The sequence below is a fragment of the Specibacter sp. BI4 genome (assembly GCF_056680095.1).
Window position 1 is genome coordinate 2,206,608 of sequence record NZ_CM155265.1, and the last position, 22,100, is coordinate 2,228,707.

A 22,100-nucleotide genomic window follows, 5' to 3' on the forward strand; every position below is an offset into this window, starting at 1 on the left:
AAACGGTACGACTGCCACCATGATGCGCATTGGAGTCTTCCAGAGCCGGCGGGGTTATCAGGCGGGGTCGGGTCCTTCGGCGGGCTCCTGTGAATGCATGCGGAGTTCGGGCATTTCCCGGCCGTCGCTGCCTTCTGCGGCAATTTCGCTGTGCTCGCGGGCTGTTGTGGGGCTGCCGGCCGGACTGGTTGGAACCGCTGTGGTGGGTGCTTGTGGGTTGGCCATGATCTTGCCTTTTCTTGTGCCGCCCGGCACCTGACGACCAGGCGGCTTCACCTTCATTGTGGTCCCTTCGCAGGGGTTTGTCATCGGCCTGCAACGTTCGACGGCGGGTGCCCGGCTGCCGCTGCCGCTCACGCACGGCGGGCCAGCGGATCAAGGTCCCAGTCGTCGTCGCGCATTTTCAGGACGGCGGCGGAAACCATCACGGCACAGAGGGTGGTGAGGCCCCAGCCCAGGCTCAGATCCAGCAGGCGGCTGGGAAGGACGACGGCGGAAATGAAGTGCACCGGCTGGGAGGCGATGAGCGCGATCCAGACCCAAGGCTTCACGACTTTTGCCTTGCCCAGGGCCACCGCCAGGATGATCATGCCGGCGAGGTGGCCGAACAGCCAGAAGATCCCGGCCACTGCGTTGACGGGATCGTCGACGATCAGTGCGTTGAGGTGGACAATTTGGGCTGCGTCAAAGCCGTTGTTGCCCAGCAGATTGATGAGGTAGTCGGTGTTTGCGGTGCTGGTGGTGTCAACCCAGGACACAAACAACAGGCCGGCCCCCAGCGTTGCCAGGACGGGGGCGCCGCGGCGGGCCGTGAATCCCATGGCCAGGGCGCCCAGCAGCAGGGCCGGCATCAAGAACAGCCCCATCCAGTTCAGCACGGTGATGGAGCCGGGGTTGGCCAAAACGTTGGCCACGATGGTCTCAGGGTCCTGATCCGTCCAGTAGGGCATGATGCCCCTGCCGATCGTGACGCCCAGGGGGCCCAGTGGGATCAGCACGGCGGCGCCAATGCGCCAAAATCGGCGCAGGTCGCGGGCTGGTGGGTGGAGTGCACCTGGTGTGCGCAATGCTGTGGTGCGGCTCATGGCCGGCTCCTTGTCTGGTTGTTTCACGGGCATGGTGTCCGGTGGAACAAGTGTGTGCGTCCGGCCTGTCCCGCGGCAGGTGGCGGGCACCGAACCTGGGCTCCGTGGCAGCCCGGAGGACTGGCGGACAGGGGCGGGAATACACTGTGAACATGCGGTGGTTGCAGGCTGCACCGGTTGGCATTGTGGCGATTTCCCTTGGGGTTGCGGCCATGGGCTTTTTGGTGCCGGCGGTGGCATCAGGGATGGCGCCGCCGGTGTGGCTGGTCCTCCCCGCTGTGGCAGGCCTGCCCGCCCTGGTCTTGGGCGTGTTCCTGCTTTGGCTGCGGCCGCGCAACCAGGTGGGATTGCTCCTGGCGCTTGCTGGTTTTGTGGCCGTCCTGCTGGCCGGGGCTGACAACTACCTGCAGACGGCCCAGTACCTGCAGGAAGCCGGACACGTGCATGGATCCGGACCAGTCGGCCTGCCTGTCAGTGGTGCCGCAGTGGCGCTGACCCAGGGCAGCTGGATGCTGTATTACCTGCCTTGGGCCTGGTTGCTGCTGGTCTTTCCCGGGGGACGCCTCAGGAGCCGCCCTGACCGGGTGCTGGCTGCCGCCCTGCCCTCAATCGTGGTTCTGTTCAATTTACTGGCGGCATTGGGGCCTGTGGACTCGCCGCTGCCCCAGGTGGACAGGGACGTGGCGCTGGTGCCCGGGGCGGACGTGGCGGCGGTACTTTTGCTGCCGTTGTTTTTGACCGCCCTGCTGGCCAGTGCAGTCCGCTTCTGCCTGAAGTTCAGGCGCGCACCGGCAGTTGACAGGGTGCAGATGCGGTGGCTGGCCGCCGCCGCAATGCTGGTTCCAGCCACTTTGCTGCTGTGTTGGGCCGGCTACCTGCTGGGCGGATCCTCGGATGTTGTCGTGGTGGGGTTGTGGCTGATCTACCTGGTCCTGCCCATCTTGGTGGCCGTGGCCGTGCTGCGTGCAGAACTTTTTGATGTGGACAGGGTGCTGGCTGCCGGGCTGGTGGTGACGGGCCTTGGCGCCGTTGCGCTGGGCGTCCTGGCGGTGGTCGCAGGTGTGGCAGGTGCCGCCATTGGGCACGAATCGGCTGCCGTCACGGCCGCAGCCACTGCCGTCCTGGTGCTCCTGCTGGTGCCGGCCCACAGGCGGCTGGTCCGATGGGTGGACCGGCGGATGTTCCCGCAGCGGTGGCGGGTGTTGCAGGCGGTGGAGACGCTTGAACAGGATGTTTACGCCGGCCGGGCCCGCCCGGAAGACCTGGAAGCGAGGCTGCAGGCCGCCCTGGGTGAGCTGCGCCTGCGGGTCGGTTACGTGCTGCCCGGGACGGGGACAGTGGTCAGCGGCAAGGGTGCGGACATGGTCCCGGGCCCGTCGGCCGTTCCCATTGAAGTTGCAGGGAACGCCGTGGGAGTCTTGGAGCACGCCCCGGCCCTGGCGAACAGGCGCACCCCGGACAGGGACGTCATGGCCGCCCTCGCCAGGCCCATGGAACTGGTGCGGCTGCGTTTGGAACTGGCCGCAGCCCTTCAGGAAGTCGAAGCCAGCAGGACCAGGATCCTTGCCGCCGGATATGTGGAACGCCAGCGGCTGGAACGCGATCTGCACGACGGCGCCCAGCAGAGGCTGATCACACTGGGCATGTCGCTGCGCCTGGCCCAACGCCACCTGGGCGCCGGACAGGGCCAACTCCACGGCGTCATGGACGGGGCCGTTGCCGAACTGGGCACCGTCGTGGCGGAGATTCGCCAGCTGGCACACGGGGTCCGCCCGAGCAGCCTGGACGCCGGCCTGCCCGCAGCCTTGGAACAGTTGTGCCACACGGCACCCTTCCCCATCGACCTGGAGTTGCCCCACACAGGGCACAACCCGGCAACCATTCCCGAGATGGTGGGCACCACCGCGTACTTTGTTGCCAGCGAAGCCGTCGCCAACGCGGCAAAATATGCCCAGGCCAGCAGGGTCGCCGTCTGCCTCGAACACGCCGGAAGCACGATCCGCATTGGGGTCAGCGACAATGGGGCCGGCGGCGCCGTTGTCCGCAGCGGCGGGGGCCTGGCAGGGTTGGTGGACAGGGTGGCGGCACAGGGCGGCACCCTGCAGGTTGTCAGCACGGCTGGCCACGGCACCCTGGTGGAGGCGCGACTGCCATGCGCCTGGTGATCGGTGAAGATTCGGCGTTGTTCCGCGACGGCTTGGCCCGGCTCCTGGCGGATGCCGGGCATGAGATTGCCGCAACCGCAGCCGACGCCGTCACCGCGCTGACCGCCATTCGCGACTGCCAGCCCGACGTGGCCATCCTGGACATCAGGATGCCGCCGGACTTCTCCGACGACGGCGCCCGGGTCGCCGAGGCGGCCCGGGGCGAATACCCGCACATGGGCCTGGTGCTTTTGTCCCAGCACGTGCAGACACGGTTGTCCCCTGAACTGGTGGGAGCGGGCAGCTTCGCATACCTGCTCAAGGACAGGGTGCTGGACATTGACGAGTTCCTCGCCGTCTTGGAACGCGTGCGGCACGGCGGCACCGCCCTGGACCCTGAGGTTGTTGCCCGGCTGCTGGGGGCCCGCCGGGCCGATACCAGACTTGCCCAGCTCACTCCCCGGGAACACCAGGTCATTGCATTAATGGCCGAAGGACTCACCAACACGGGCATAGGGCACAGGCTGTGGCTGACACCGCGGACTGTAGAGACTCATGTCGGCAACATCCTGTCCAAGCTTGAGCTCCCGCTGGGGGCCGACGACCACCGCCGCGTCCTGGCGGTCATCGCCTACCTTGACTCCCAGGGGTCCGATCCCACCACGACACTGCCTTAGGGCCCGGGCGGGAAGGGTGCACGCTGGAGCCGCAGCGGCAGGCACGTGCCGCCGTCGTGCATCTGCAGCGCGAAAGCGACAGACTGGGGACATGGAAAACCTCGTGGCACGCTGGCGCAGGGAGCTGCGCGGCACGTTCAGCAACAACTCGCCCACGGTTCCGCAGTGGGAGCTTGACCTGGAAAAGGGCGACGACGGCGGGTACTTTGGTCCCGGCTCGGCGGCCTGGGCTGTGCACGGGTCCATGACGACGCTCGTGGCCGGGATCCAGTCGCTGCTGATCCAGGCCCTGCACCCGGGCGCGCTCGCAGGCGTCCATGACCATTCCAACTACCGCGCCGACCCGCTGGGCAGGCTGGCCGGGACCATCCGTTGGATCTTCACCGTCAGCTACGGCGACACGGCGGCGGCACAGGCGGCGTCGGACTGGGTGCTGGGCATCCACGGGCACATCCGGGGGAGTTACACCGCAACCAGCGGGGAGGTCCGGCCCTACACGGCCAACGACCCCGAGCTGTTGCGCTGGGTGCACCTGGCCTTCACCCAGGCGTTCCTTGCCACCCACGAAGCGTACGGCAGCCCCATTCCGGGAGGTGCTGACGCGTATGTGGCCGACTGGGCCGTGGCCGGGGCCCTCATGCACGTGGCCAATCCGCCCACCACCCGGGCGGAACTGGACGCCCAGCTGGCCGCCTTCACGCCCGAGCTGCGGCACGACCAACACGTGGCCGAAACCGTCGCGTTCATCAAGGACCCGCCGCTGCCGCGCTCGCAGCAGGCAGGCTACAAGGTCCTCTTTGCCGCGGCCGTGGCCTCCCTGCCGCAGCCCTACCGGGAGCTGCTGCAATTGCGCGCCCCGCGGCTTGGCCCGGTCCCGCTTCCGGTAACCCTGCCCGCGAAAGCCGTGCTCGCCGTCGTGCGCTGGAGTTTGGGATCTCCGGGACCCAGCGAAGCCTCCGCCCGTGCCCGCAGGAAGCGGCTGGGTGTGGAGGACGCTCCCAGCAAGGCCCGATAAGCTGGGCGTGGCGTTTTTTGCCGACTATCTGTCACCAACTAACCAAGGACTGCACCCAGCCCATGACACCCCGCACTTTTTACCGCACCCTGTCCATCGCCGAGGCCGTCACCTGGACGCTGCTGATTGCCGGAATGATCATGAAGTACGCGCTGAAGGTGGGGGACTGGCCCGTCACGGTGGGCGGTTTTGCGCACGGTCTCGTGTTCATCGCCTACGTGACCACGGCCGTTTTGGTGGGGCTGAACCAGCGCTGGCGCCCGCGGATGATTGTGGGTGCGGCCCTGACCGCTTTCGTGCCGTACCTGACCATCCCCTTCGACAGGCGGCTTGAAAGGCAGGGCAGGCTCGACGGCGGATGGCGCACCTCTGCCACGACCCACCCGGGCGACGGGCACTGGGTGCAGGTGGTGCTGCGCTGGATGCTGAACCGCCCGGTGCTGCTGAGCGTGGTGTTTGTGGTGTTCGTTGGCGGGATCATGGCCACGATGATGTTTGTGGGCCCGCCCGGCGGCCGCGCCTAGGCGCTTTCGCTATTCGTTGGCGGCGTACGGGTTGACTGTGCGTTCAAGGAACGGCGTGAACCACGACGACACATCGAGGTTGGCCATGCCGAGCTGCCCGGCAAGGGGGCTGCTGCCAATCCCGTCAAAGGCGGGGTCGTAGAGCAGCTCATGGTCAAGGTCTTCAAACAAGGTGTCCTCGGCGCGGCCCCGCCAGTCTTCGGTTAATTCCAGGGCCGGGAGCATGTCCTGCAAAATTTCCACGCAGTCAAGGAGCAGCCTGAGGGCGAGCTCCTGCGCGACGCACGTGGGTGAGCTGTACGAGGTGGCCAGCGAGGTGCCCAAATCCAGTGTCACGGCCAAGAATCTCTGCGCAAACAAAGGCCCGTAGTGGGCCCGCTGCAGCGGCGGAAGGTCACCGAGCTGCATGGTTTCAGCAACGGCTTCCGGTTCGGTGCGCAGCGTCGAGACGTCGTCAAATAATTGATCGACCAGAAATTCGTAGGCCCAGTGCATGGCGCCACGCAGGTTGGTGGCCCGGAGCAGGGACTGGCTCCGGAGATCCGGGTTGGGTTCCTCCTGGTCGTAACCGAGCAGGTCCAGGTCCAGCCCGGGCAGCTTGTCTGCGGACTGGAAGATGGTCCGCAGCCAGTCCTCCTCGCTTTCCGGATCCCCGGTCTCCGGCTCCTCTGTCTCCATCTCACCGAGCTCGAGTTCTTCGACGTCGAATTCGTCGTCGCCGCCGGCTTCTGCCCCGGCCGGCCACGGGGCGGCAGCCTCGGAGGATCCGTCGATCCAGAGGCTGGCGCCAAGTGCCGTGACGCCCGGGACTTGTGCCACGACGTCGTCGGGCTCCACCAGCAGCATCAAGGCTGACTCCGGCCCCTCGGCCGCCTGCGACAGCAATTCGGCCACGTCCGTGGCACCACCGTCGGACTGCTCGCGCGCCCAGGCGCCGGCGCGCAGCTGGACGGCTGCCGGATCGTCGAACATCAAGTCAATTTCAAGGTGCAGCTTGGCTGTGCGCGGAGTGTCCATGCCCGGTAGCTTACCGTTTCAGTGGCGCGGTCACCGGCTGCCCGGGCGTCGGGCCTGTGGCGGCGCCGGCCAACAGCAGCCCCAGGCCGAAGTTAAAGGCGGCTTCCTCATCGGAATGATCCAGGCCGGTCTCGAGCACGCCGGCCTCGGCCAGGCCCCTGCGGGTCTGCTCATCAGTGACCGTTCCCAGAATGTAGTGCACGAGTGCCCGGGCGGCCCAATCGGCTTCTTGGCGGGGCAGGCCGGCGGCGGCAAATTCATGGGCGGGCTGGCGCAGGGCGCGGAGTGATCCGGGGTCAAGGGAGTGGGTCAGTGCCACCACTTCGGCGCCATCCCGCACTTTCAGGAGCGCCTGGCGGATGGCCCGGGCCTGCAGGCGCAGGGCCGCAAAGTCATTTGTCTCCCGGACCTCGTCCGCGGGACCCGGCGTTGCCGGTGCCAGGATCATGACTGACAAGACGCCGAGCAGCTCCTGCTTGTTTTTCACGTGCCAGTAAAGTGCTCCGGGCTGCACGCCCAGATCCCGTGCCAGCCGCCGCATGGACAGGTCGGCCAGCCCAAAATCGCGCAGGATTCCAAACGCGGTGTCGATGACCTGGTCACGGGTGAGGGGCATGGGCAGCCATCTTTCGTCGGTTTTGTGCTGGCAGGCCAACGGGCCAAACTCCATTTTGCCCCATGGCGGCTGCTTTTTCCCCGTGGCTGTCCCCGGAGCTGTCATGACGTCGCGGCAGCGGGACCCAATCACGGGCATGGGTGGCGGCTGACGCAAGCGTCTATGGGTGGTGGCTGACTCGACGGTGCCGCTGCAGCAACAAGCGTGCCCCTGCAGCAACGTCACGCGAAATCCCTGCACTTGACAGAATGGCCTCCAATTTTGATACTTGAACGGTGTTCAATAAATTTCAGGCCCTTGCCGACCGTCAGCTGTCCGGCGCCACCTTGACCCGTCAGGACGCCCTTGCCGTCCTGACTTGCCCCGACGACCAGCTGCTCGATGTGGTGGCCGCCGCGGCCCGCCTGCGACGCACATACTTCGCCAACACGGTGAAGGTGAACTATCTGGTCAACCTCAAGTCCGGGCTGTGCCCCGAGGACTGCACCTACTGCTCCCAGCGGCTGGGCTCGGCCGCGCAAATCCTGAAGTACACGTGGATCAAACCGGAGGAAACACTGAAACAAGCAGCGACAGGCGTCGCCGCCGGTGCCTCCCGCGTGTGCCTGGTGGCCAGCGGCAAGGGCCCCACCGATCGTGACGTGGAACGCGTCGCCGGCATGGTCGAAGGGCTCAAGGAGCAGCACCCGGGTGTGGAGGTCTGCGCCTGCCTGGGCATTTTGAAGGATGGCCAGGCCGAACGTCTCAAGGCCTGCGGTGTGGACGCGTACAACCACAACCTGAACACCAGCGAGGAAATGTACAAGGACATCTGCTCCACCCACGAATTCTCCGACCGCGTCCGCACCGTCGAGCACGCCAAAAGCGCCGGGCTCTCACCGTGCTCCGGCCTCATCGTGGGCATGGGTGAAAGCAATGCCGACCTCATCGATGCCATCTTCGCCCTGCGCGAGCTCGGCAGCGACTCCATTCCCGTCAACTTCCTCATGCCCTTCGACGGCACCCCGCTGGAAGGAACCTGGCTGCTGACGCCCGCCCAGTGCGTGCGCATCCTCGCCGCCGTCCGATTCGCCTGCCCGGACGTTGAAATCCGCATGGCCGGCGGACGCGAAATGCACCTGCGCACCCTCCAACCCCTTGCCCTGAACATTGCCAACTCGCTGTTCCTGGGTGACTACCTCACCAGCGAAGGCCAGCCCGGACAGGCCGACCTCGAAATGATCGCCGACGCCGGCTTCACCGTCCTTCCCCTGCACGACGGCGGGACCCGGCCAACCGGCAATGTCGCCCCCGGTGCCCAGCCGGCCATCCGGCGCCGGGGAGCCGGAACGGAGCTTGCCCCCAATGCTTAGCCGGTCCGACGTCGAACCCGGCCCCCACCGCGGGGCAGCCGGGGCAGCCCCGGCCATGGAAAACCGCTCCCTGGTGGAGCGCGACCGCGGACTGCTGTGGCATCCCTATGCCCCGCTGGACGGCCCGGCACCCTATGCCGTGGTCGGGGCGGCCGGGACGCGGCTGGCGCTGCAGGCAGCGGATGGGAAGAACTTTGAGGTGGTCGACGCCATGAGTTCATGGTGGTCGGCAGTGCACGGCTACCGGAATCCGGCGCTCGACGCCGCGTTGCTGGAGCAGGCCGGCAGCTTCTCCCATGTCATGTTCGGCGGCTTGACGCATGCCCCCGCCGTGGAATTGGCCGAGCGGCTGGTGGAGCTGGCGCCCGAGGGGCTGGAGCACGTGTTCCTGGCCGACTCGGGGTCCGTCTCGGTTGAGGTGGCCTTGAAATTGGCGGTGCAGTACCAGCGGGCTGCCGGATTCCCGGGGAGAAGCCGCTTTCTGGCACTCACCGGCGGCTACCACGGCGACACCTTTGCCGCCATGAGCGTGTGCGATCCGGTGGACGGCATGCACGCCGAGTTTCCGGGGCTGGTGGCCCGGCAGTTGTTTTTGCCCCGGCCGCCGGCAGCCAGGCTGGTCGGCGGCGAACTTGTCTCCGATCCGCTGGAGGTGCAGGGGTGGGTTGATGTTCTTGAGGAAACCGTCCGCAGCCACCGGGGCGAGCTGGCCGCCGTCGTGCTTGAACCTGTGTTGCAGGGTGCCGGCGGAATGCACATCTATGCACCGGAGTGCGTGCGGGCCGCCCGGCGTGTAGCCAGTGAGCATGGCTTGTTGTTGGTCCTGGACGAAATTGCCACTGGTTTTGGCCGCACGGGAAAACTCTTTGCTGCCGAATGGGCCGCTGTGGCCCCCGACATCATGTGCGTGGGCAAGGCCCTGACCGGCGGATACCTGACGCTGGCAGCGATGCTGTGTTCGCGCGAGGTGGCGGCCGTCATCACGGCGTCGCCGCTGCGGGCGCTGTTGCACGGGCCCACGTTCATGGCGAACCCGTTGGCATGCGCCGTGGCTGTGGCGTCGTTAAAACTGTTGGACGAGGTGCCGTGGCGTGGGCAGGTGGCCTCCCTGGAGGCGGGCCTCGCTGCAGCCCTGGCACCGGCGGCCGGGCTGGCGCAGGTCCGGGACGTCAGGGTGCTCGGAGGTGTGGGCGTCATCCAGTTGCACAATGCCGTCGATGTCCCGGCACTCACCCGGGCGGCCGTGGAGCACGGTGTGTGGGTGCGACCGTTCAGGGACCTCGTCTACACCATGCCTCCCTATGTAAGTACAGCCGGGGACGTCGCCCTCATCGGGGCCGGCCTCTGTGCGGCCGTGGAGCAGGTGCACGGTTGATGGGGGCAGCAGCGTACGGTGCAGGTGATGCCGGGTCCGGGTCCGTGACAGGCCCCGGATCCGGGGCCATGGAAGCTTGGCTGCTTGGTCGTGCGGCAGTCCGCGAGCGCCGCGGCCTTGTTCGTGCCGCAACACCGGTCCCCGTGTTAGCGGTGCCAACACCCCCACGTTCCGGCGGCGCCGTGCCGGCCGGATCCGAAGTGGTGCTGGATCTGGCCTCCAACGACTACCTGGGCCTGTCCCGGGACCATAGGCTCACGGATGTCGCCATCGAAGCCGTCCGGCAATACGGTTCAGGTGCCCGGGCGTCCCGCGTGGTGAACGGGACGCTGCCCGTCCATGCCCATCTCGAAGAACAGCTGTGCCGCCTGACGGGTGCGCAGTCTGCCCTGGCGTTCTCTTCCGGCTACCTGGCGAACCTCGGTGCGCTGACGGCACTGGGCGGCCCTGGAACACTCCTGGTCCTGGACGCCCACGTGCATGCCTCGCTGCTGGACGCCGCCCGGCTGTCACGTTCCCCGGTGGCCTCGGTTGCCCACGGAGACCTGGCGGCAGTGGAAGCGGCGCTGAAGTCACGCACCCAGCCCAGGGCCGTCGTCGTGGTTGAGTCGCTGTACTCGGTGCTGGGGGATGCAGCGGACCTTGGCGCCCTGGCCCAACTGTGTGCACGCCACGATGCCTGGCTGCTGGTTGACGAGGCGCACGGGATCGGAGTGGCCGGCCAGGGGCGCGGTGCCGTGCATGCTGCCGGTCTCTCCGGTGCCGGGCACATTGTCCTGACTGTGACCTTGTCCAAGGCGCTCGGATCACAGGGCGGGGCCGTGGCGGGGCCGGCTGCCCTGTGCGAGCACCTGGTCAACACCGCACGGCCCTTCATTTTCGACACGGCGTTGGCCCCCGCGGCTGCAGCAGCCGCGGCCAGGGCGGCGCAGATCATCCTGGCCGAGCCGCAACTGGCCGGGCGGCTGCAAGCCAACGCGGCCACCTTGGCCCAACTCTGCGGCATCACGCGCTCGCCGGGCGCCGTCCAGAGCATTGCGCTGCCATCAGCCCAGGCGGCCGTGTCCGCGGCCGCCGGCTTGCGGGCCTCCGGTGTGCTGGTTGGCTGCTTCCGGCCGCCAAGCGTGCCCGACGGCATATCCCGCCTGCGCCTGACCGCCCGGGCCGACCTCGTGCCCAGCGAGATGGAACGCGTGGCCGGGCTGCTTCGGCAGGTGGTGCCGGCGCTGCCCGCCGGAGTTTCCGCCGGAGGTCCCGTCGGGGACGGCCCACACCGGGAAAGGACACGAGTATGAACTACCACGTTGTGGGCGAGCCGTCCGCCGTCAGGGAAGTCATGCGGCGCACCGGCGACTTTGTGCCCACCAACGCCTTGACCTCGGTGGTGCCACTGGTGCCGGCCGCACTGCGGATCCTCAGCAAGGCCCGCTTTGCCCTGCCGCCGGTGCTGGCATCTGCCACGGGGGAGCGGCACCGTGCCGTGCGGAAGGTTGTGGCCGGGTTCTTTACTCCGGCGAAGGTGGCCGCCGTGACGCCGCGGGTGCGGGAGCTGGCCCGGCACCACATTTCAGCGACGGCCGACGTCTTGGATGCGGCTGCGGTGGCTGGTGCACCCGTTGACCTGTCCCTGTCCCTGGCGCGCCACGTTCCGCCAGTCATCATGGCAGAGCTCACCGGACAGGGGAACCCGCCCCTGGACGAGCTGAAGTCATGGAGCAGGGATTCATTGGAGCTGTTCTGGGGCTGGCCGGATGCCGAACGGCAGCTCGAGCTGGCCACCAGTGCTGCGTCGTTCTACGGGTGGCTGCGCGGCGAGGTGTCCGCCAGCCGCGGAAAGGATTCACTGTATGGCGTGTTGCTGGCAGCCGGGCTTTCCACCGCCGAAGTCTGCTCCCTGGGCTACTTCCTAGTCATAGCCGGGCAGGAGACCACCTCCCAGCTGATCAATACGGCGTTGTACCGGGGTGTCGGCCTCGGGACCGCCGGCTGGCAGGAGCTCGCCGGTGCCGAGGGGGCCGGCCGACATGTACGGGCGGTATTGGCTGCGGAATCGTCGGTGCACACCTGGCGCCGCTCCACCCTTCACGAAACGGAACTGAACGGCGTGCAGTTGCCTGCCGGAGCCGAGATCCTGTTGGAACTTTCGGGCCGCCATGGCCCCGATGCGCAGCCCTCGGCCTACTCCCTGGCCTTTGGGCATGGGCTGCACCGCTGTCTTGGGGCCAAGCTGGCCGAGCTGGAAACCCGGGTCGTGCTGCAGGAAACGGCCGCAGCCCTGCCGGACCTGGAACTGGCGGGACCGGAACCCGGGTGGTTGCGGCTGCTGTCATTCCAAACCCCGAGGTCCGTCATGGTCGCAAGGAGCCAGCGGTGAGCGGCACCCGGGTGGTGTTTCCCGCCGTCGTGGTTGTCACCGGCACTGACACGGACGTCGGCAAGACACTGACGACGGCGGCCCTTGCCGCGGCGCTGCAGGCTGACGGCGCCGCCGTGGCCGTGTACAAACCCGTCCAGACAGGGGTGACTGCCGGGGAAGCCGGCGATGTGGGGGAAGTGCGACGGCTGGCCGGGACTGCTGCCTGCAGGGAGGGGGCGCGGTTGGCGCTGCCCATGGCTCCCGTTGCCGCGGCTCGGCGCGAGGGGGCGGCACTGCCGGCGCTCATCGACCATGTCACTGCCATCCGGGGACTGGCCGCCCGGCACCGCCACGTCCTGGTGGAAGGATCCGGCGGATTGTTGGTTGAGCTGGACGGGCAGGGGAACACCATTGCCGATCTGGCTGCCAATTTCCCGGACTCGGCGGTGGTCGTTGTGTGCCGCAGCGGCTTGGGTACGCTCAACCACACCCTGCTGACGCTGGAGGCGCTCGCAGTCCGTGGGATTGCTGCCGCCGGGCTGGTGGTGGGTTCGTGGCCTCGGGAACCAAGCCTTGTGGAACTGGACAACGCGGATTTCCTGGCGCAGCTGACGGTGCCCGTGCTGGGCAGGCTGCCCGCAGGTGCCTCGAGGCTGAACGGGGAACAATTCCGTGCGGCGGCACCCGGATGGTTGGGCATCCGCAGCGGTCTGCCGGGGTCTTAGCTCAGGCGCTGCTGCAGGTGCACGCTGACCTTCTCGCCGGCGTCGGACTTCCTAATTGCCTTGCAGAGGGCGGCCCTCAACGGCAGCCAGTGCGGTCCGGTTCCTGAGGGCATCAGCGTGGCCTGAAACGGTGTTTTGCCATCCAGGGTGCCCGACACCTTGATGGCCCGGCGCGTGCCCAGGAGCTCATCGGAGCCCTCCACCACTAGATACGTGGCGAAGGCGCCGTCCTTGCAGATGGGCGCAGTGAACGTGAAATCCAGGGGCTGCGGTTCCTTGGGGGCTGCCATGGGCGGTCCTTTGCTCGACGTGGATCGGTCACTTCAGGATAGACGCCGCAGCACAGGCGGTGCGCTGGCGGCGGACGGGGATGGGTGGTTGGCATGGGCCGGCCGACTTGAAAGTTCCGGAATAATCCGCCACAAAGAAATATTTGAAAATACTGTGAAATAGGCTGGATAAATGCACGGCTCGTGCTGTAGATTAATTATCAGTCCCGAGAAACCTCCGGGACGTCCGCGTGCAAATGAAGGGAGGCCATGATGTTTACAATTATCAAGTCCGGAGTTATCGGATCTCGTCATGCCTTGCCCGGCACGCCTGTCAATCGCCGTCACAGCTAACACTGTCACCGCGTAGGGCCGCCGCTGCAAGGCTGCCCGAACCAGGCTGTGCTTCAGCAGCCGCATTCCGACCGACTCGTTCTGGTCTTTCTCCACATTCTCTGTAGGCACAACCCTGCCATCACCGCCCTCGGCGGGATTGACAGGTTCTTGCCTGCCCGTGGGGAACGCCTTTGCCTGCCGGACGGATAATACGCACAAAACAACTCGCGCTCTTTTGTGCTCTGATAACGCCGTTTTGCATTCTTATCTCAATGAAAAAAGAGGCTTTATTTGTCGCGCCACAATATGTCCAGCAATTCACTGCCAGCATCGAAAGGGGGTGCCACCATGAATCCCAAGCCCACAAAGTCGTCCATCAAACGGATCTTCTTCTCGCCTGTTGACTACCAGAAATTCACCGAGCTTCGCGACCGCCAGTACCGCGAGATCGTCCGTGTTGACCTGTTCAACATCCGCTAAGCCTTTCTGCCAACGATGGCGTGCCAGCGACGGCACACCGCTGAAAGGAGGGGCGAGATGGCCATTACACATTTCGTGCACCCCATTCCCACAGCAGGCACGGTGTGCATTGCACCTGCCGGACACCGTGAACAGCCCGTGCTGACCAGCACGGGCTGTTTCATTTAATCGTCCGGTGCTACAAGCGCCTTGAATCCCAGGAACAGCCTTTCCGCTGCAGGGGCTCTCGCACAGCCTGCATTGAGGGAATACGCTGGACCCAGCCACCGAACAGCAAGGATGAGACCATGGGCGTGCTTGAATTCTGTGACGGTGGCGAATGGGAGACCTGGCTGGAAAAGTTCCATGACCAGCAGGAAGAGGCGTGGCTGCGGATCGGCAAGCTTCACTCGACGCAAGCACTCATCAAGATTGACGCGTCAGGTGGCGTGGCCCTGTGCTTCGCGTGGATTGACGGCCAGCGCAAGACCTTCGACGAGGGGTCCTTTCTGCAGCGATATTCGCGCCGCAGGGCGGGCAGCCCCTGGTCCAGGGTCAACGTGGATCGTGCCGAGGTCCTGCTCCTGGCCGGGCGCATGCATCCGGCCGGCGTCAAGGAGATCGAAGCTGCCAAGGCCGACGGGCGCTGGGCCGGTGCCTACGAACCGCAACGCACCGCCGGTGTGCCGGCAGAACTGACGACGGCGCTGGCAGCGAACCCGTCCGCCCGTGCCGCCTTCGAGAACCTTCGGAGATCCGAGCAATACCTCCTGATGCTGCCACTGCTCAGAGCCTACACACCCCGTGGCCGGGAAGCTGCCCTCGCCCGCATAGTCGTCCGGCTGGGTCGCTAGGGCCGTGCGTGCCCGGGCAGAGTTCGGCTACTGGCCCACCCTGCCGTCAACGCACTCGCGCAACAAATCGGCGTGCCCGCTGTGCCGGGCGTACTCTTCGATCCTGTGCACCTGCAGTTCGCGAACCGAAATCCGGTCCTTTCCGAGGCGCTCACCAAGATCCGGGTGCCCGGCCAAGGCATCATCGGTGGCCGACTGCTCGCGCGCCAACGTGGCGAGGGCAAGGTCCACCTCGCCCTTCTCAACAACGAGGTCATCGAAGTCTGCATCTCGTGGACCATAAATTTTCGGCAGCGGGTCGCCGTCGCTGATCCAATTGCGCCAGTCCCGTTCATCCTCGGCCAGGTGGCGCAGGAGGCCAAGCAGTGACATGGTCGACGGCGGCACGGACCGGATGGCCAGTTGTGCCGGGTCAAGGCCCTCACATTTCATCAGGATGGTCATGCGGTAGCTCGACAAGTAATCCTGCAGTGTCGCAGATTCACCCTCGGGGCTTGCACCTTCGCGGGGGACGTCATCGGGGTCGGCCCACATGTCGGGATAAATGGTTGACTTTGTCCATCGGGCGCGTTGTTCGCTCATGCGTTCCATCCTCATTCGAAACGACCAGGGTTCGCAAGGGCCCACGTGCGAAATTGCTTCATGTCATTGACGACGGCGCCCAAGCGATCGCTGGGCTGTGCCCCCAGTCGTACGACGCGTCCCTGACAGTGTTTCTTGCCTACGGCTATGTAGGCACCAGCACAGGCCAAATCGCGGCCGCAGCGTCAGTGTCGAAGCAAACGATCTACACGTACTTCGTTGACAAAAACGGACTCTTCACGGCACTCAACACGGATGTTTGCGACCACATCCACAACCCGTTCCACGAGCTGGGCCGTGAGATGCGCTCCGCTCCGGATGCGAAGACGGCCGTCGCCATTCTTGCCGGACAGTTCACACGGTCCATCATGAATCCACGCGTGCAGGAGATCCGGCGCCTGGTCCTGGCCGAGGCAGCACGTTTCCCCGAGTTGGGCCGGCTGTACTGGCAGCGGGGCTTCGAACGGGTGCTAGACTCCGTCGCGAACTGTCTGGAGGTGCTGGCCGGACGGGGGCTGCTGGCAGTTCCCGAGCCCACGGTGGCTGCCCTACACTTCTCCGGGATGCTGCTGTGGATCTCCAGCAACCTGGTCATGTTCGAAGGTCCGCAGCGGCGCTACACCGAGGAGGAATTGAGGAACTTCATCGATCTCGGTGTGCAGGCCTTTATTTCTGCCTGCCGCCACGACGACAAGGAGTAACACCATGCTTACCAGGGTGAAGGGAACCGAGCTGGTGATTGGCGCCGGCCGCACAATCAAGTTTGAGAATGCAGGATACGGCTACGGCGTCTCGTTTTACCTCGTGGACAACGACCCGGGGCAGGGGCGCGGCCTGCCCCGCCATCCCTACAGTGAGACCTGGATTGTTTTGGCAGGCGAAGCCGTAGTCATGGCCGACGGCGAGGCCTTCCCCGCGCTGGCCGGTGACATTCTGGTGGTCGAAGCGGGCACCCCGCACAGCTTCCTTGCCACGGGCGACAGCGCCTTGCGCATAATGTGCATCCACGCATCACCGACGTTTCTGCAGGAGAACCTGGACCCTTGAACCATGGAAAAGGCTGCTCCATGGTGTGGCCGGGTGGCCCCGGCCGACTATTAGGGGCGCACCCAAACGCGGCTGCAGGCATCAAACGGTGGCGGCTGCGCCTTCCCAGCGGGTGAGCAGGTCGGCGGCAACGCCGATGGCGATGCTTGCCGGATCCTTGCCGGAAATGGCCGGGGCACCAATGGGGCAGGTGATCCTGTCGATCTCCGTGTCGTCATGCCCCTCGTCGTGGAGCCGCTTGCGAAAGCGCGCCCATTTGCTGCGTGAACCGATGAGCCCGATATAAGCGGGCTTGGCCCGCAGCGCAGCCTCGCAAAGCATGAGGTCCTCGGCGTGGTCATGCGTGAGCACGAGCACCGTGGCCCCGTCGGGAAGGTCGCGCAGCACCACCTCAGGCGCCGGCTCGTGGTGGACGGATATTGTGGCCTGTCCCTGCATCAGCGGCTCGAGCCGGGCGGGGGAAACCGCATCCTCGCGTGAATCGACAAGCAGCAGGTTCAATGGCTGCCGGGCAAGAATATGGGCGATTTCATAGCCAACGTGGCCGAGCCCAAATATCGCCACCGTCCGCCTCGGGTTCAGGACCTCAAGCATGACACTGACCTCACCGCCGCAACACTGCACACCGTGGGTGGTGGCAACCTTGTCATTGAGGGCAAACGTCATGAGCTCGGGTGTGCCGTTGCCCAGGGTGATGAGCTCCCGAGCCCTGTCGATGACACTGGCCTCAAAATTTCCGCCACCTATCGTGCCCCACAGCTCTTCCGCAGAGACCACCAGCTTCGCCCCGGGATTGCGGGGCGAATGGCCGCGCACCTGCGCGAGCGTGGCGACAACCGCCGTCTCGTTTCGCTCGCGCAGCTGCACAACCGCTGCCAACCAATCCACGACGACCTCCTAGAGACCTGCGGTTGCCGGCTGGACAGCTGCAACGTTGAGATCCAGCTCGTCGAACGAGGTGCCTGCTGCCGCACAGGACTCCTGAATCGCCCAGAAGACGGCCTCCGGTGTGGCAGGAGATGCAAGAACGACACTGTAATCGGCCGGACCGAAGGCCCTGACGGCGTCACGAATCGCCTCGCGGGCGCTGAATGCCAGCATGAACGGGGGCTCGCCCACCGCCTTTGAACCGTAGACAACACCCTCCTCTTCGGCATGTTCCATCAGCTGTACGTTGAACACCTCGGGCATCTCGGAAAAGCTCGGCAGCTTGTAGGTGCTGGCCGATTGGGTGAGCAGCCGGCCCCGATGCGGGCCGTCGCTTTCGTCCCACCGCAGATCCTCCAGGGTCAACCAGCCGACGCCCTGAACATAGCCGCCCTCGATTTGCCCCACATCGATCATGGGCGAAAGTGAATCACCGGCGTCGTGGACTATGTCGACCCGGCGGGTCGTGTAGGCGCCGGTGAAGCCGTCAATCTCGATTTCGGTGACCGAGGCACCGCCGGCAAAGTACTTGAAGGGTTCCCCCTGCATGAGCTCGGGATTCCAATGCAGGCCCTCGGTCCGGTAGTAGCCGGCGGCCCACAATTGCACCCGCTGCATGTAGGACTTCATGACGACTTCGGCGAACGTGAAGCTGCGGTCCCGGACACCCAGGGCCGTCACCATTCCGTTGGAGAAACGGACATCGCTGCCGGAGACGCCGAGCATGCCACCGGCAACGGCCGAGATTCGCTCGATGATCTGCTCGCACGCGTTCTTGACGGCACCACCGTTGAGATCTGTTCCCGAACTGGCTGCGGTGGCCGAGGTGTTCGGCACCTTGTCGGTGCGGGTGGGAGCGAGCCGGACACCCGAGAGTGGGATGCCCAGGGCGGTGGCGGCAACCTGCAGCATTTTCGTGTGCAGGCCCTGGCCCATCTCCGTGCCGCCGTGGCTGATCAGCACGGAACCGTCCTTGTAGACGTGCACAAGTGCACCCGCCTGGTTGAACGCCACGAGGTTGAAGGAGATGCCAAACTTGACGGGTGTGACGGCCAGGCCGCGCTTGCGGTGCGGGTGGGCTGCGTTGAAGGCATCAATTTCGCGGCGGCGTTCGCTGAAGCCGCTGCCCTCAAGGACCTGTTCCCACAGCGTCGTCACACGGTCCGCATGCCTGACGGGCATCCCGTACGGGGTGCTGTCGCCCTCGCGGTAGAAATTCTTGCGCCGCAAGTCCTCCGGTGCCAAACCGAGCAGGGGTGCGCTGCGCCCCAGGATGTCCTCAATGACCAGCATGCCCTGGGGGCCGCCGAAGCCGCGGAAAGCCGTCTGGGAGGTCTTGTTTGACTTGGCCACCCGGCCGTCGACGTGCACATTGGGGATGAAATAGTTGTTGTCGACGTGGCACAGGGCCCTGGCCAGCACCGCCTCCGACATGTCCAGGCACCAACCGCCGTCGGCCGTGAGCATTGCCTTGAGGGCCACCAATTTTCCGTCCGAGGTAAAACCTGCCTCCCAGGAGGTGTGGAATCCGTGCCGTTTCCCCGTCATGGTCATGTCGAGCGTGCGGTTGAGGCGGACCCGGACAGGCCTGCCCGTGAGTAGCGTGCCGATGGCGGCAATGGCGGCAAACCCGTGGGACTGCATTTCCTTGCCGCCGAAGCCGCCGCCCATGCGCAGGCTCTGGACTGTGATCTCATGGTTGGCCCGGCCCAACACATGGGCAAGGATTTCCTGCGTCTCGGAAGGGTGCTGGGTGCTGCTTTGCACAAAGATCTGCCCGCCTTCATCGACGGTGGCCAGCGAAGCCTGGGTTTCCAGGTAGAAATGCTCCTGGCCGGCAAATTCCGTGACACCGGAAATGACCCTGTCGGCGGTGGCAAGCGCCGCGTCGGCATCGCCGCGGCTGACAGTCCGGGGCATGCCCTGAAACGAGCCGGCTTCGATGGCATCGGCGACGGAGACGAGCGAGGGCAGGGGCTCGTAGTCGACGCTGACGGCGGCAGCGCCGGCGCGGGCCGCATCCTGGTCTTCCCCCAGAACCCAGGCCACCGCGTGGCCGTAAAACATGGCTTCCGAAGGGAAAAGGGGCTCGTCATGCTTGATTCCGCAGTCGTTGACCCCGGGAACATCCGCTGCCGTGAGGACCCGGACGACACCGGGCACCGCCAGCGCCGCCGAGGTGTCCATGGACCGGATGAGTGCATGGGCGTGGGGGGATTGCACGGGCCAGGCGGTCAGCGCATCCGATGTGCGCTGGGCAAGGTCGTCGGTGTAGAGCGCCTGCCCCGTCACGTGCAGGCGGGAACTCTCGTGGGGCACCGATTCGCCGACGACGGGTGCGCTGGGGCGGCGTGACAGCTGGCTCATGAGGTGGCCTCCAGGATCATGGTGTTCTGCGTGTACAGCTTGATGAGGGCGCTCGAGAGCATGATCGAACGGTAGCTGGCGCTGGCGCGGTGGTCGCTCATGGGCGTGCCCTCGCCGCTCAGGATTGCGGCGGCACGCTTCACCGTGTCGCGGGTCCAGGGCTGTCCCGTCAAGGCTTCCTCCGTGGCGTAGGCACGCAGCGGGGTGGCCGCGACGCCGCCGAGACCGATCCGGGCCCTGGTGATCACGCCGTCGTCAATTTGCAGGCTGAAGGCGACGGCGACACTTGAGATGTCGTCGAAGCGGCGTTTGGCAATCTTGTGGAACGCCGTCAGGTTCGACAGCGGCAGGGGGATGCGCACGGTTTTGATGAGTTCCCCGGGTTCCTTGAGCGTGGCCCGGTATCCGGTGAAGTAGTCCGCCAGGGGCAGCACCCGCTCCCCGCCGGCTGAGGCCAGGACGATTTGCGCGTCGAGGGCCAGCAGCGCGGGCGGGCTGTCACCGATGGGCGAGCCCGTTCCGAGGTTGCCGCCGATGCTTGCCCGGTTTCGGATGAGCCGGGAAGCAAACTGGGGGATGAGCTGTGCGAGCAGCGGAACCTTGCCGGCCAGCACCCGTTCAATCTCGGAGAGCGGGGCGACGGCACCAATCTCGACCGTCTCGTCCCGGACCTCAATCGAGTCCAGCTCGGGGATGCGGTCGATGGCGATGACCAACGGGGCGCGGCGTGCGCGAAGGTTGACCTCAACTCCCCAGTCAGTGCTTCCCGCGACAAGGATGGCTGTCGGATTTTCGGCGAGCAGCGTGGTGGCCTGGGCCAATGTGGTGGCCCGGATGAACCGGCCGTCGGAGCGTGTGAACGAGGTCTTTGGGTAGGCCGGGGCTGGCTCGTCCCGGCGCCGGGCAAACGCCTCGTCGGTGGTTTCCCCCAAGGAATATGCGGCATCCCGGATGGGGCGGTAGCCCGTGCACCGGCAGAGATTTCCGCTGAGCGAATGCAGGTCGAATCCGTTGGGGCCGTGCTCGCCGTGGCTGCACTCCGAGAATTGTTCGGGGGCGGGCCCGCGGTCCTTGCGGTAAAACTCCGACGCCATGCTGCAGACAAAGCCCGGGGTGCAGTAGCCGCATTGGGAGCCGCCGGAGGAAGCCATGGCTTCCTGGACCGGATGCATTTGCTCCGGGGTCCCCAGGCCCTCCGCGGTTAGCAGCTCCTGCCCGTCCATTGCCGCCATTGGCACCAGACACGAGTTGACAGCCGTCCAGCTGGTCCCGCCGTCCCTGTCCGTCTGGGCCACCAGAATTGCGCAGGCCCCGCATTCACCTTCGGCGCACCCTTCCTTGGCGCCTGTGAGGCGGTTTTCGCGCAGCCAGTCAAGGGCGGTGGTGTGTGCGGCCGACCGGCCGAAGGCGCGCTCGGCACCGTTGATGGTGAAGCGTGGTTCTGAGCCCGGGGTGGGTTCGGAAGTGTTCATTGTCGTGCTCCGGCTTCTTTGTCGTCGCAGTGGTGCTGTCAGGATTCCAATGGACCGGGCGTGGCCGGTCCTGGTGCTGTCGGTTTGGCCGGCTGCAGGGGATTGCGCCACTCCCAACTTTTCCGCAACTTGAAATTCATATATTGGATTATGAAAGTTTACGTCCGATGCCGAGTGTGGTCAAGGACACGTGGCCGCGTCGGGGCGGCCGCCGATGCCTCGGCGGATCTGAACAAACTTTCACGATGTAGAAAAATAATTCCATAATCATTGCCACGCTGTTCATGTGTTGTTAGTCTCATCTGTGCAACAGCAATTGCCTCCAGTTTACGGGCGGCGCCTCAACCTCAGGCAACAGATGATGCCGGATCGACGAGGATCCGGTTCCCCAGACCACAAGGACGTGTCTCCATGGATAAATCACTACAGCCCGCGCATTACTTGGCGAAGGCGGTGGAATTGGCCACCGAAAACGTGCGGAACAACGGCGGACCATTCGGCGCCATCGTCGTCACGGCCGACGGGCGTGAGTTCGAAGGGCTCAACCGGGTAACGGCAAACCTTGACCCCACAGCACATGCCGAGGTCACTGCCATCCGCAACGCCTGCCAGGGGGTGGGTGACTTTGACCTGTCAGGCGCCACCCTCTATACAAGCTGCGAACCCTGCCCGATGTGCCTGGCCTCCTCACTGTGGGCCCGCATCGGGCAGGTGTACTTCGCCGCTGACAGGCACGACGCCGCCGACGCAGGCTTCGACGATGCAGTCTTTTATGAGTATTTTGAGGCCGACAGCGACAGGCTCCTCATGCCGGTCGCCAAGGTGGCTCCAGAGACGGGACGTGCCGTGGACCCCTTCGACCAATGGCGCAGCAACCTCAACAAGATCACGTATTAGGAGG

Annotated in this window: 23 protein-coding genes; 14 read left to right on the top strand and 9 right to left on the bottom strand. The window is 65.8% G+C overall.

Features of this window, described 5'->3' with window-relative positions; all coding sequences use genetic code 11:
- Positions 1–57: 57 nt before the first annotated feature.
- Both AC1L6K_RS10110 and AC1L6K_RS10115 read right to left on the bottom strand, forming a co-directional pair.
- Positions 58–225 carry a hypothetical protein gene (locus AC1L6K_RS10110; protein ID WP_480952549.1) on the bottom strand — a complete coding sequence of 56 codons (168 nt, stop codon included), beginning with the start codon at positions 223–225 and terminating at the stop codon, positions 58–60.
- Positions 226–353: 128 nt separating this feature from the next.
- Positions 354–1,085 (bottom strand): hypothetical protein, encoded by a 732-nt coding sequence (locus tag AC1L6K_RS10115; RefSeq protein WP_480952550.1) that lies wholly within the window; start codon positions 1,083–1,085, stop codon positions 354–356.
- A gap of 152 nt (positions 1,086–1,237) precedes the next feature.
- Between AC1L6K_RS10115 and AC1L6K_RS10120 the strand changes: the two genes are divergently transcribed.
- The 4 genes from AC1L6K_RS10120 to AC1L6K_RS10135 all read left to right on the top strand — a co-directional run bounded on the left by AC1L6K_RS10120 (position 1,238) and on the right by AC1L6K_RS10135 (position 5,445).
- Positions 1,238–3,250 (top strand): sensor histidine kinase, encoded by a 2,013-nt coding sequence (locus tag AC1L6K_RS10120; protein ID WP_480952551.1) that lies wholly within the window; start codon positions 1,238–1,240, stop codon positions 3,248–3,250.
- Positions 3,238–3,906 (top strand): LuxR C-terminal-related transcriptional regulator, encoded by a 669-nt coding sequence (locus AC1L6K_RS10125; RefSeq protein WP_480952552.1) that lies wholly within the window; start codon positions 3,238–3,240, stop codon positions 3,904–3,906. The genes AC1L6K_RS10120 and AC1L6K_RS10125 overlap by 13 nt, the downstream gene beginning before the upstream one ends.
- A gap of 91 nt (positions 3,907–3,997) precedes the next feature.
- Positions 3,998–4,921, top strand: a complete 924-nt coding sequence (locus tag AC1L6K_RS10130) for an oxygenase MpaB family protein (protein ID WP_480952553.1) — start codon at positions 3,998–4,000, stop codon at positions 4,919–4,921.
- Between the two features lie 62 nt (positions 4,922–4,983).
- Positions 4,984–5,445 (top strand): DUF3817 domain-containing protein, encoded by a 462-nt coding sequence (locus AC1L6K_RS10135; RefSeq protein WP_480952554.1) that lies wholly within the window; start codon positions 4,984–4,986, stop codon positions 5,443–5,445.
- A 9-nt stretch (positions 5,446–5,454) separates the two neighbouring features.
- Here AC1L6K_RS10135 and AC1L6K_RS10140 read toward each other — a convergent pair whose 3' ends face one another.
- Both AC1L6K_RS10140 and AC1L6K_RS10145 read right to left on the bottom strand, forming a co-directional pair.
- Positions 5,455–6,462, bottom strand: coding sequence for a hypothetical protein (locus tag AC1L6K_RS10140; protein WP_480952555.1), 1,008 nt, complete (start codon positions 6,460–6,462; stop codon positions 5,455–5,457).
- A gap of 10 nt (positions 6,463–6,472) precedes the next feature.
- A complete protein-coding gene (locus tag AC1L6K_RS10145; protein WP_480952556.1) occupies positions 6,473–7,078 on the bottom strand; it encodes a TetR/AcrR family transcriptional regulator C-terminal domain-containing protein in 606 nt (201 codons plus the stop codon).
- A gap of 275 nt (positions 7,079–7,353) precedes the next feature.
- Between AC1L6K_RS10145 and bioB the strand changes: the two genes are divergently transcribed.
- The 5 genes from bioB (at position 7,354) to bioD (ending at position 12,886) form a co-directional block, all read left to right on the top strand.
- Complete coding sequence (gene bioB / locus AC1L6K_RS10150) at positions 7,354–8,430, top strand: biotin synthase BioB (RefSeq protein WP_480952557.1); 1,077 nt, start codon at positions 7,354–7,356, stop codon at positions 8,428–8,430.
- Entirely contained in the window at positions 8,423–9,805 is a 1,383-nt protein-coding gene (locus AC1L6K_RS10155) for an adenosylmethionine--8-amino-7-oxononanoate transaminase (protein ID WP_480952558.1), read from the top strand. Before bioB ends, AC1L6K_RS10155 begins: the two co-directional genes overlap by 8 nt.
- Before the next feature lie 152 nt (positions 9,806–9,957).
- Positions 9,958–11,100, top strand: a complete 1,143-nt coding sequence (locus AC1L6K_RS10160) for an 8-amino-7-oxononanoate synthase (protein ID WP_480952559.1) — start codon at positions 9,958–9,960, stop codon at positions 11,098–11,100.
- Positions 11,097–12,179: a cytochrome P450 gene (locus AC1L6K_RS10165; RefSeq protein WP_480952560.1), complete on the top strand. Its 1,083-nt coding sequence runs from the start codon at positions 11,097–11,099 to the stop codon at positions 12,177–12,179. Before AC1L6K_RS10160 ends, AC1L6K_RS10165 begins: the two co-directional genes overlap by 4 nt.
- Positions 12,176–12,886 carry a dethiobiotin synthase gene (gene bioD / locus AC1L6K_RS10170; RefSeq protein ID WP_480952561.1) on the top strand — a complete coding sequence of 237 codons (711 nt, stop codon included), beginning with the start codon at positions 12,176–12,178 and terminating at the stop codon, positions 12,884–12,886. The genes AC1L6K_RS10165 and bioD overlap by 4 nt, the downstream gene beginning before the upstream one ends.
- On the opposite strand, the gene AC1L6K_RS10175 is transcribed toward bioD, so the two are convergent.
- On the bottom strand, positions 12,883–13,176 hold the full coding sequence (locus tag AC1L6K_RS10175) for a DUF1905 domain-containing protein (RefSeq protein WP_480952562.1): 294 nt from the start codon (positions 13,174–13,176) through the stop codon (positions 12,883–12,885). The two genes, bioD and AC1L6K_RS10175, sit on opposite strands and share 4 nt — an antisense overlap.
- A gap of 663 nt (positions 13,177–13,839) precedes the next feature.
- Between AC1L6K_RS10175 and AC1L6K_RS10180 the strand changes: the two genes are divergently transcribed.
- Positions 13,840–13,971 carry a hypothetical protein gene (locus AC1L6K_RS10180; protein ID WP_480952563.1) on the top strand — a complete coding sequence of 44 codons (132 nt, stop codon included), beginning with the start codon at positions 13,840–13,842 and terminating at the stop codon, positions 13,969–13,971.
- Between the two features lie 287 nt (positions 13,972–14,258).
- Positions 14,259–14,804, top strand: coding sequence for a YdeI/OmpD-associated family protein (locus AC1L6K_RS10185; protein ID WP_480952564.1), 546 nt, complete (start codon positions 14,259–14,261; stop codon positions 14,802–14,804).
- A 27-nt stretch (positions 14,805–14,831) separates the two neighbouring features.
- Here the strand turns inward: AC1L6K_RS10185 and AC1L6K_RS10190 are convergent, their stop codons facing one another.
- Positions 14,832–15,386, bottom strand: a complete 555-nt coding sequence (locus tag AC1L6K_RS10190) for a mycothiol transferase (RefSeq protein WP_480952565.1) — start codon at positions 15,384–15,386, stop codon at positions 14,832–14,834.
- A gap of 53 nt (positions 15,387–15,439) precedes the next feature.
- On the opposite strand from AC1L6K_RS10190, the gene AC1L6K_RS10195 reads away from it, so the two are divergent.
- Positions 15,440–16,087 (top strand): TetR/AcrR family transcriptional regulator, encoded by a 648-nt coding sequence (locus AC1L6K_RS10195; protein WP_480952566.1) that lies wholly within the window; start codon positions 15,440–15,442, stop codon positions 16,085–16,087.
- 4 nt (positions 16,088–16,091) lie between these two features.
- The gene (locus AC1L6K_RS10200) at positions 16,092–16,433 is read left to right on the top strand and encodes a cupin domain-containing protein (RefSeq protein WP_480952567.1); all 342 of its coding nucleotides are present in this window, start codon (positions 16,092–16,094) and stop codon (positions 16,431–16,433) included.
- Between the two features lie 81 nt (positions 16,434–16,514).
- On the opposite strand, the gene xdhC is transcribed toward AC1L6K_RS10200, so the two are convergent.
- The 3 genes from xdhC to AC1L6K_RS10215 are packed head-to-tail and all read right to left on the bottom strand — an operon-like array spanning position 16,515 to position 21,199.
- Entirely contained in the window at positions 16,515–17,321 is an 807-nt protein-coding gene (gene xdhC, locus AC1L6K_RS10205) for a xanthine dehydrogenase accessory protein XdhC (protein ID WP_480952568.1), read from the bottom strand.
- Between the two features lie 9 nt (positions 17,322–17,330).
- The gene (xdhB, locus tag AC1L6K_RS10210; RefSeq protein WP_480952569.1) at positions 17,331–19,727 is read right to left on the bottom strand and encodes a xanthine dehydrogenase molybdopterin binding subunit; all 2,397 of its coding nucleotides are present in this window, start codon (positions 19,725–19,727) and stop codon (positions 17,331–17,333) included.
- Positions 19,724–21,199, bottom strand: coding sequence for a xanthine dehydrogenase small subunit (locus tag AC1L6K_RS10215; RefSeq protein ID WP_480952570.1), 1,476 nt, complete (start codon positions 21,197–21,199; stop codon positions 19,724–19,726). The genes xdhB and AC1L6K_RS10215 overlap by 4 nt, the downstream gene beginning before the upstream one ends.
- A 411-nt stretch (positions 21,200–21,610) precedes the next feature.
- Between AC1L6K_RS10215 and AC1L6K_RS10220 the strand changes: the two genes are divergently transcribed.
- Complete coding sequence (locus AC1L6K_RS10220) at positions 21,611–22,096, top strand: nucleoside deaminase (RefSeq protein ID WP_480952571.1); 486 nt, start codon at positions 21,611–21,613, stop codon at positions 22,094–22,096.
- Positions 22,097–22,100 lie beyond the last annotated feature (4 nt).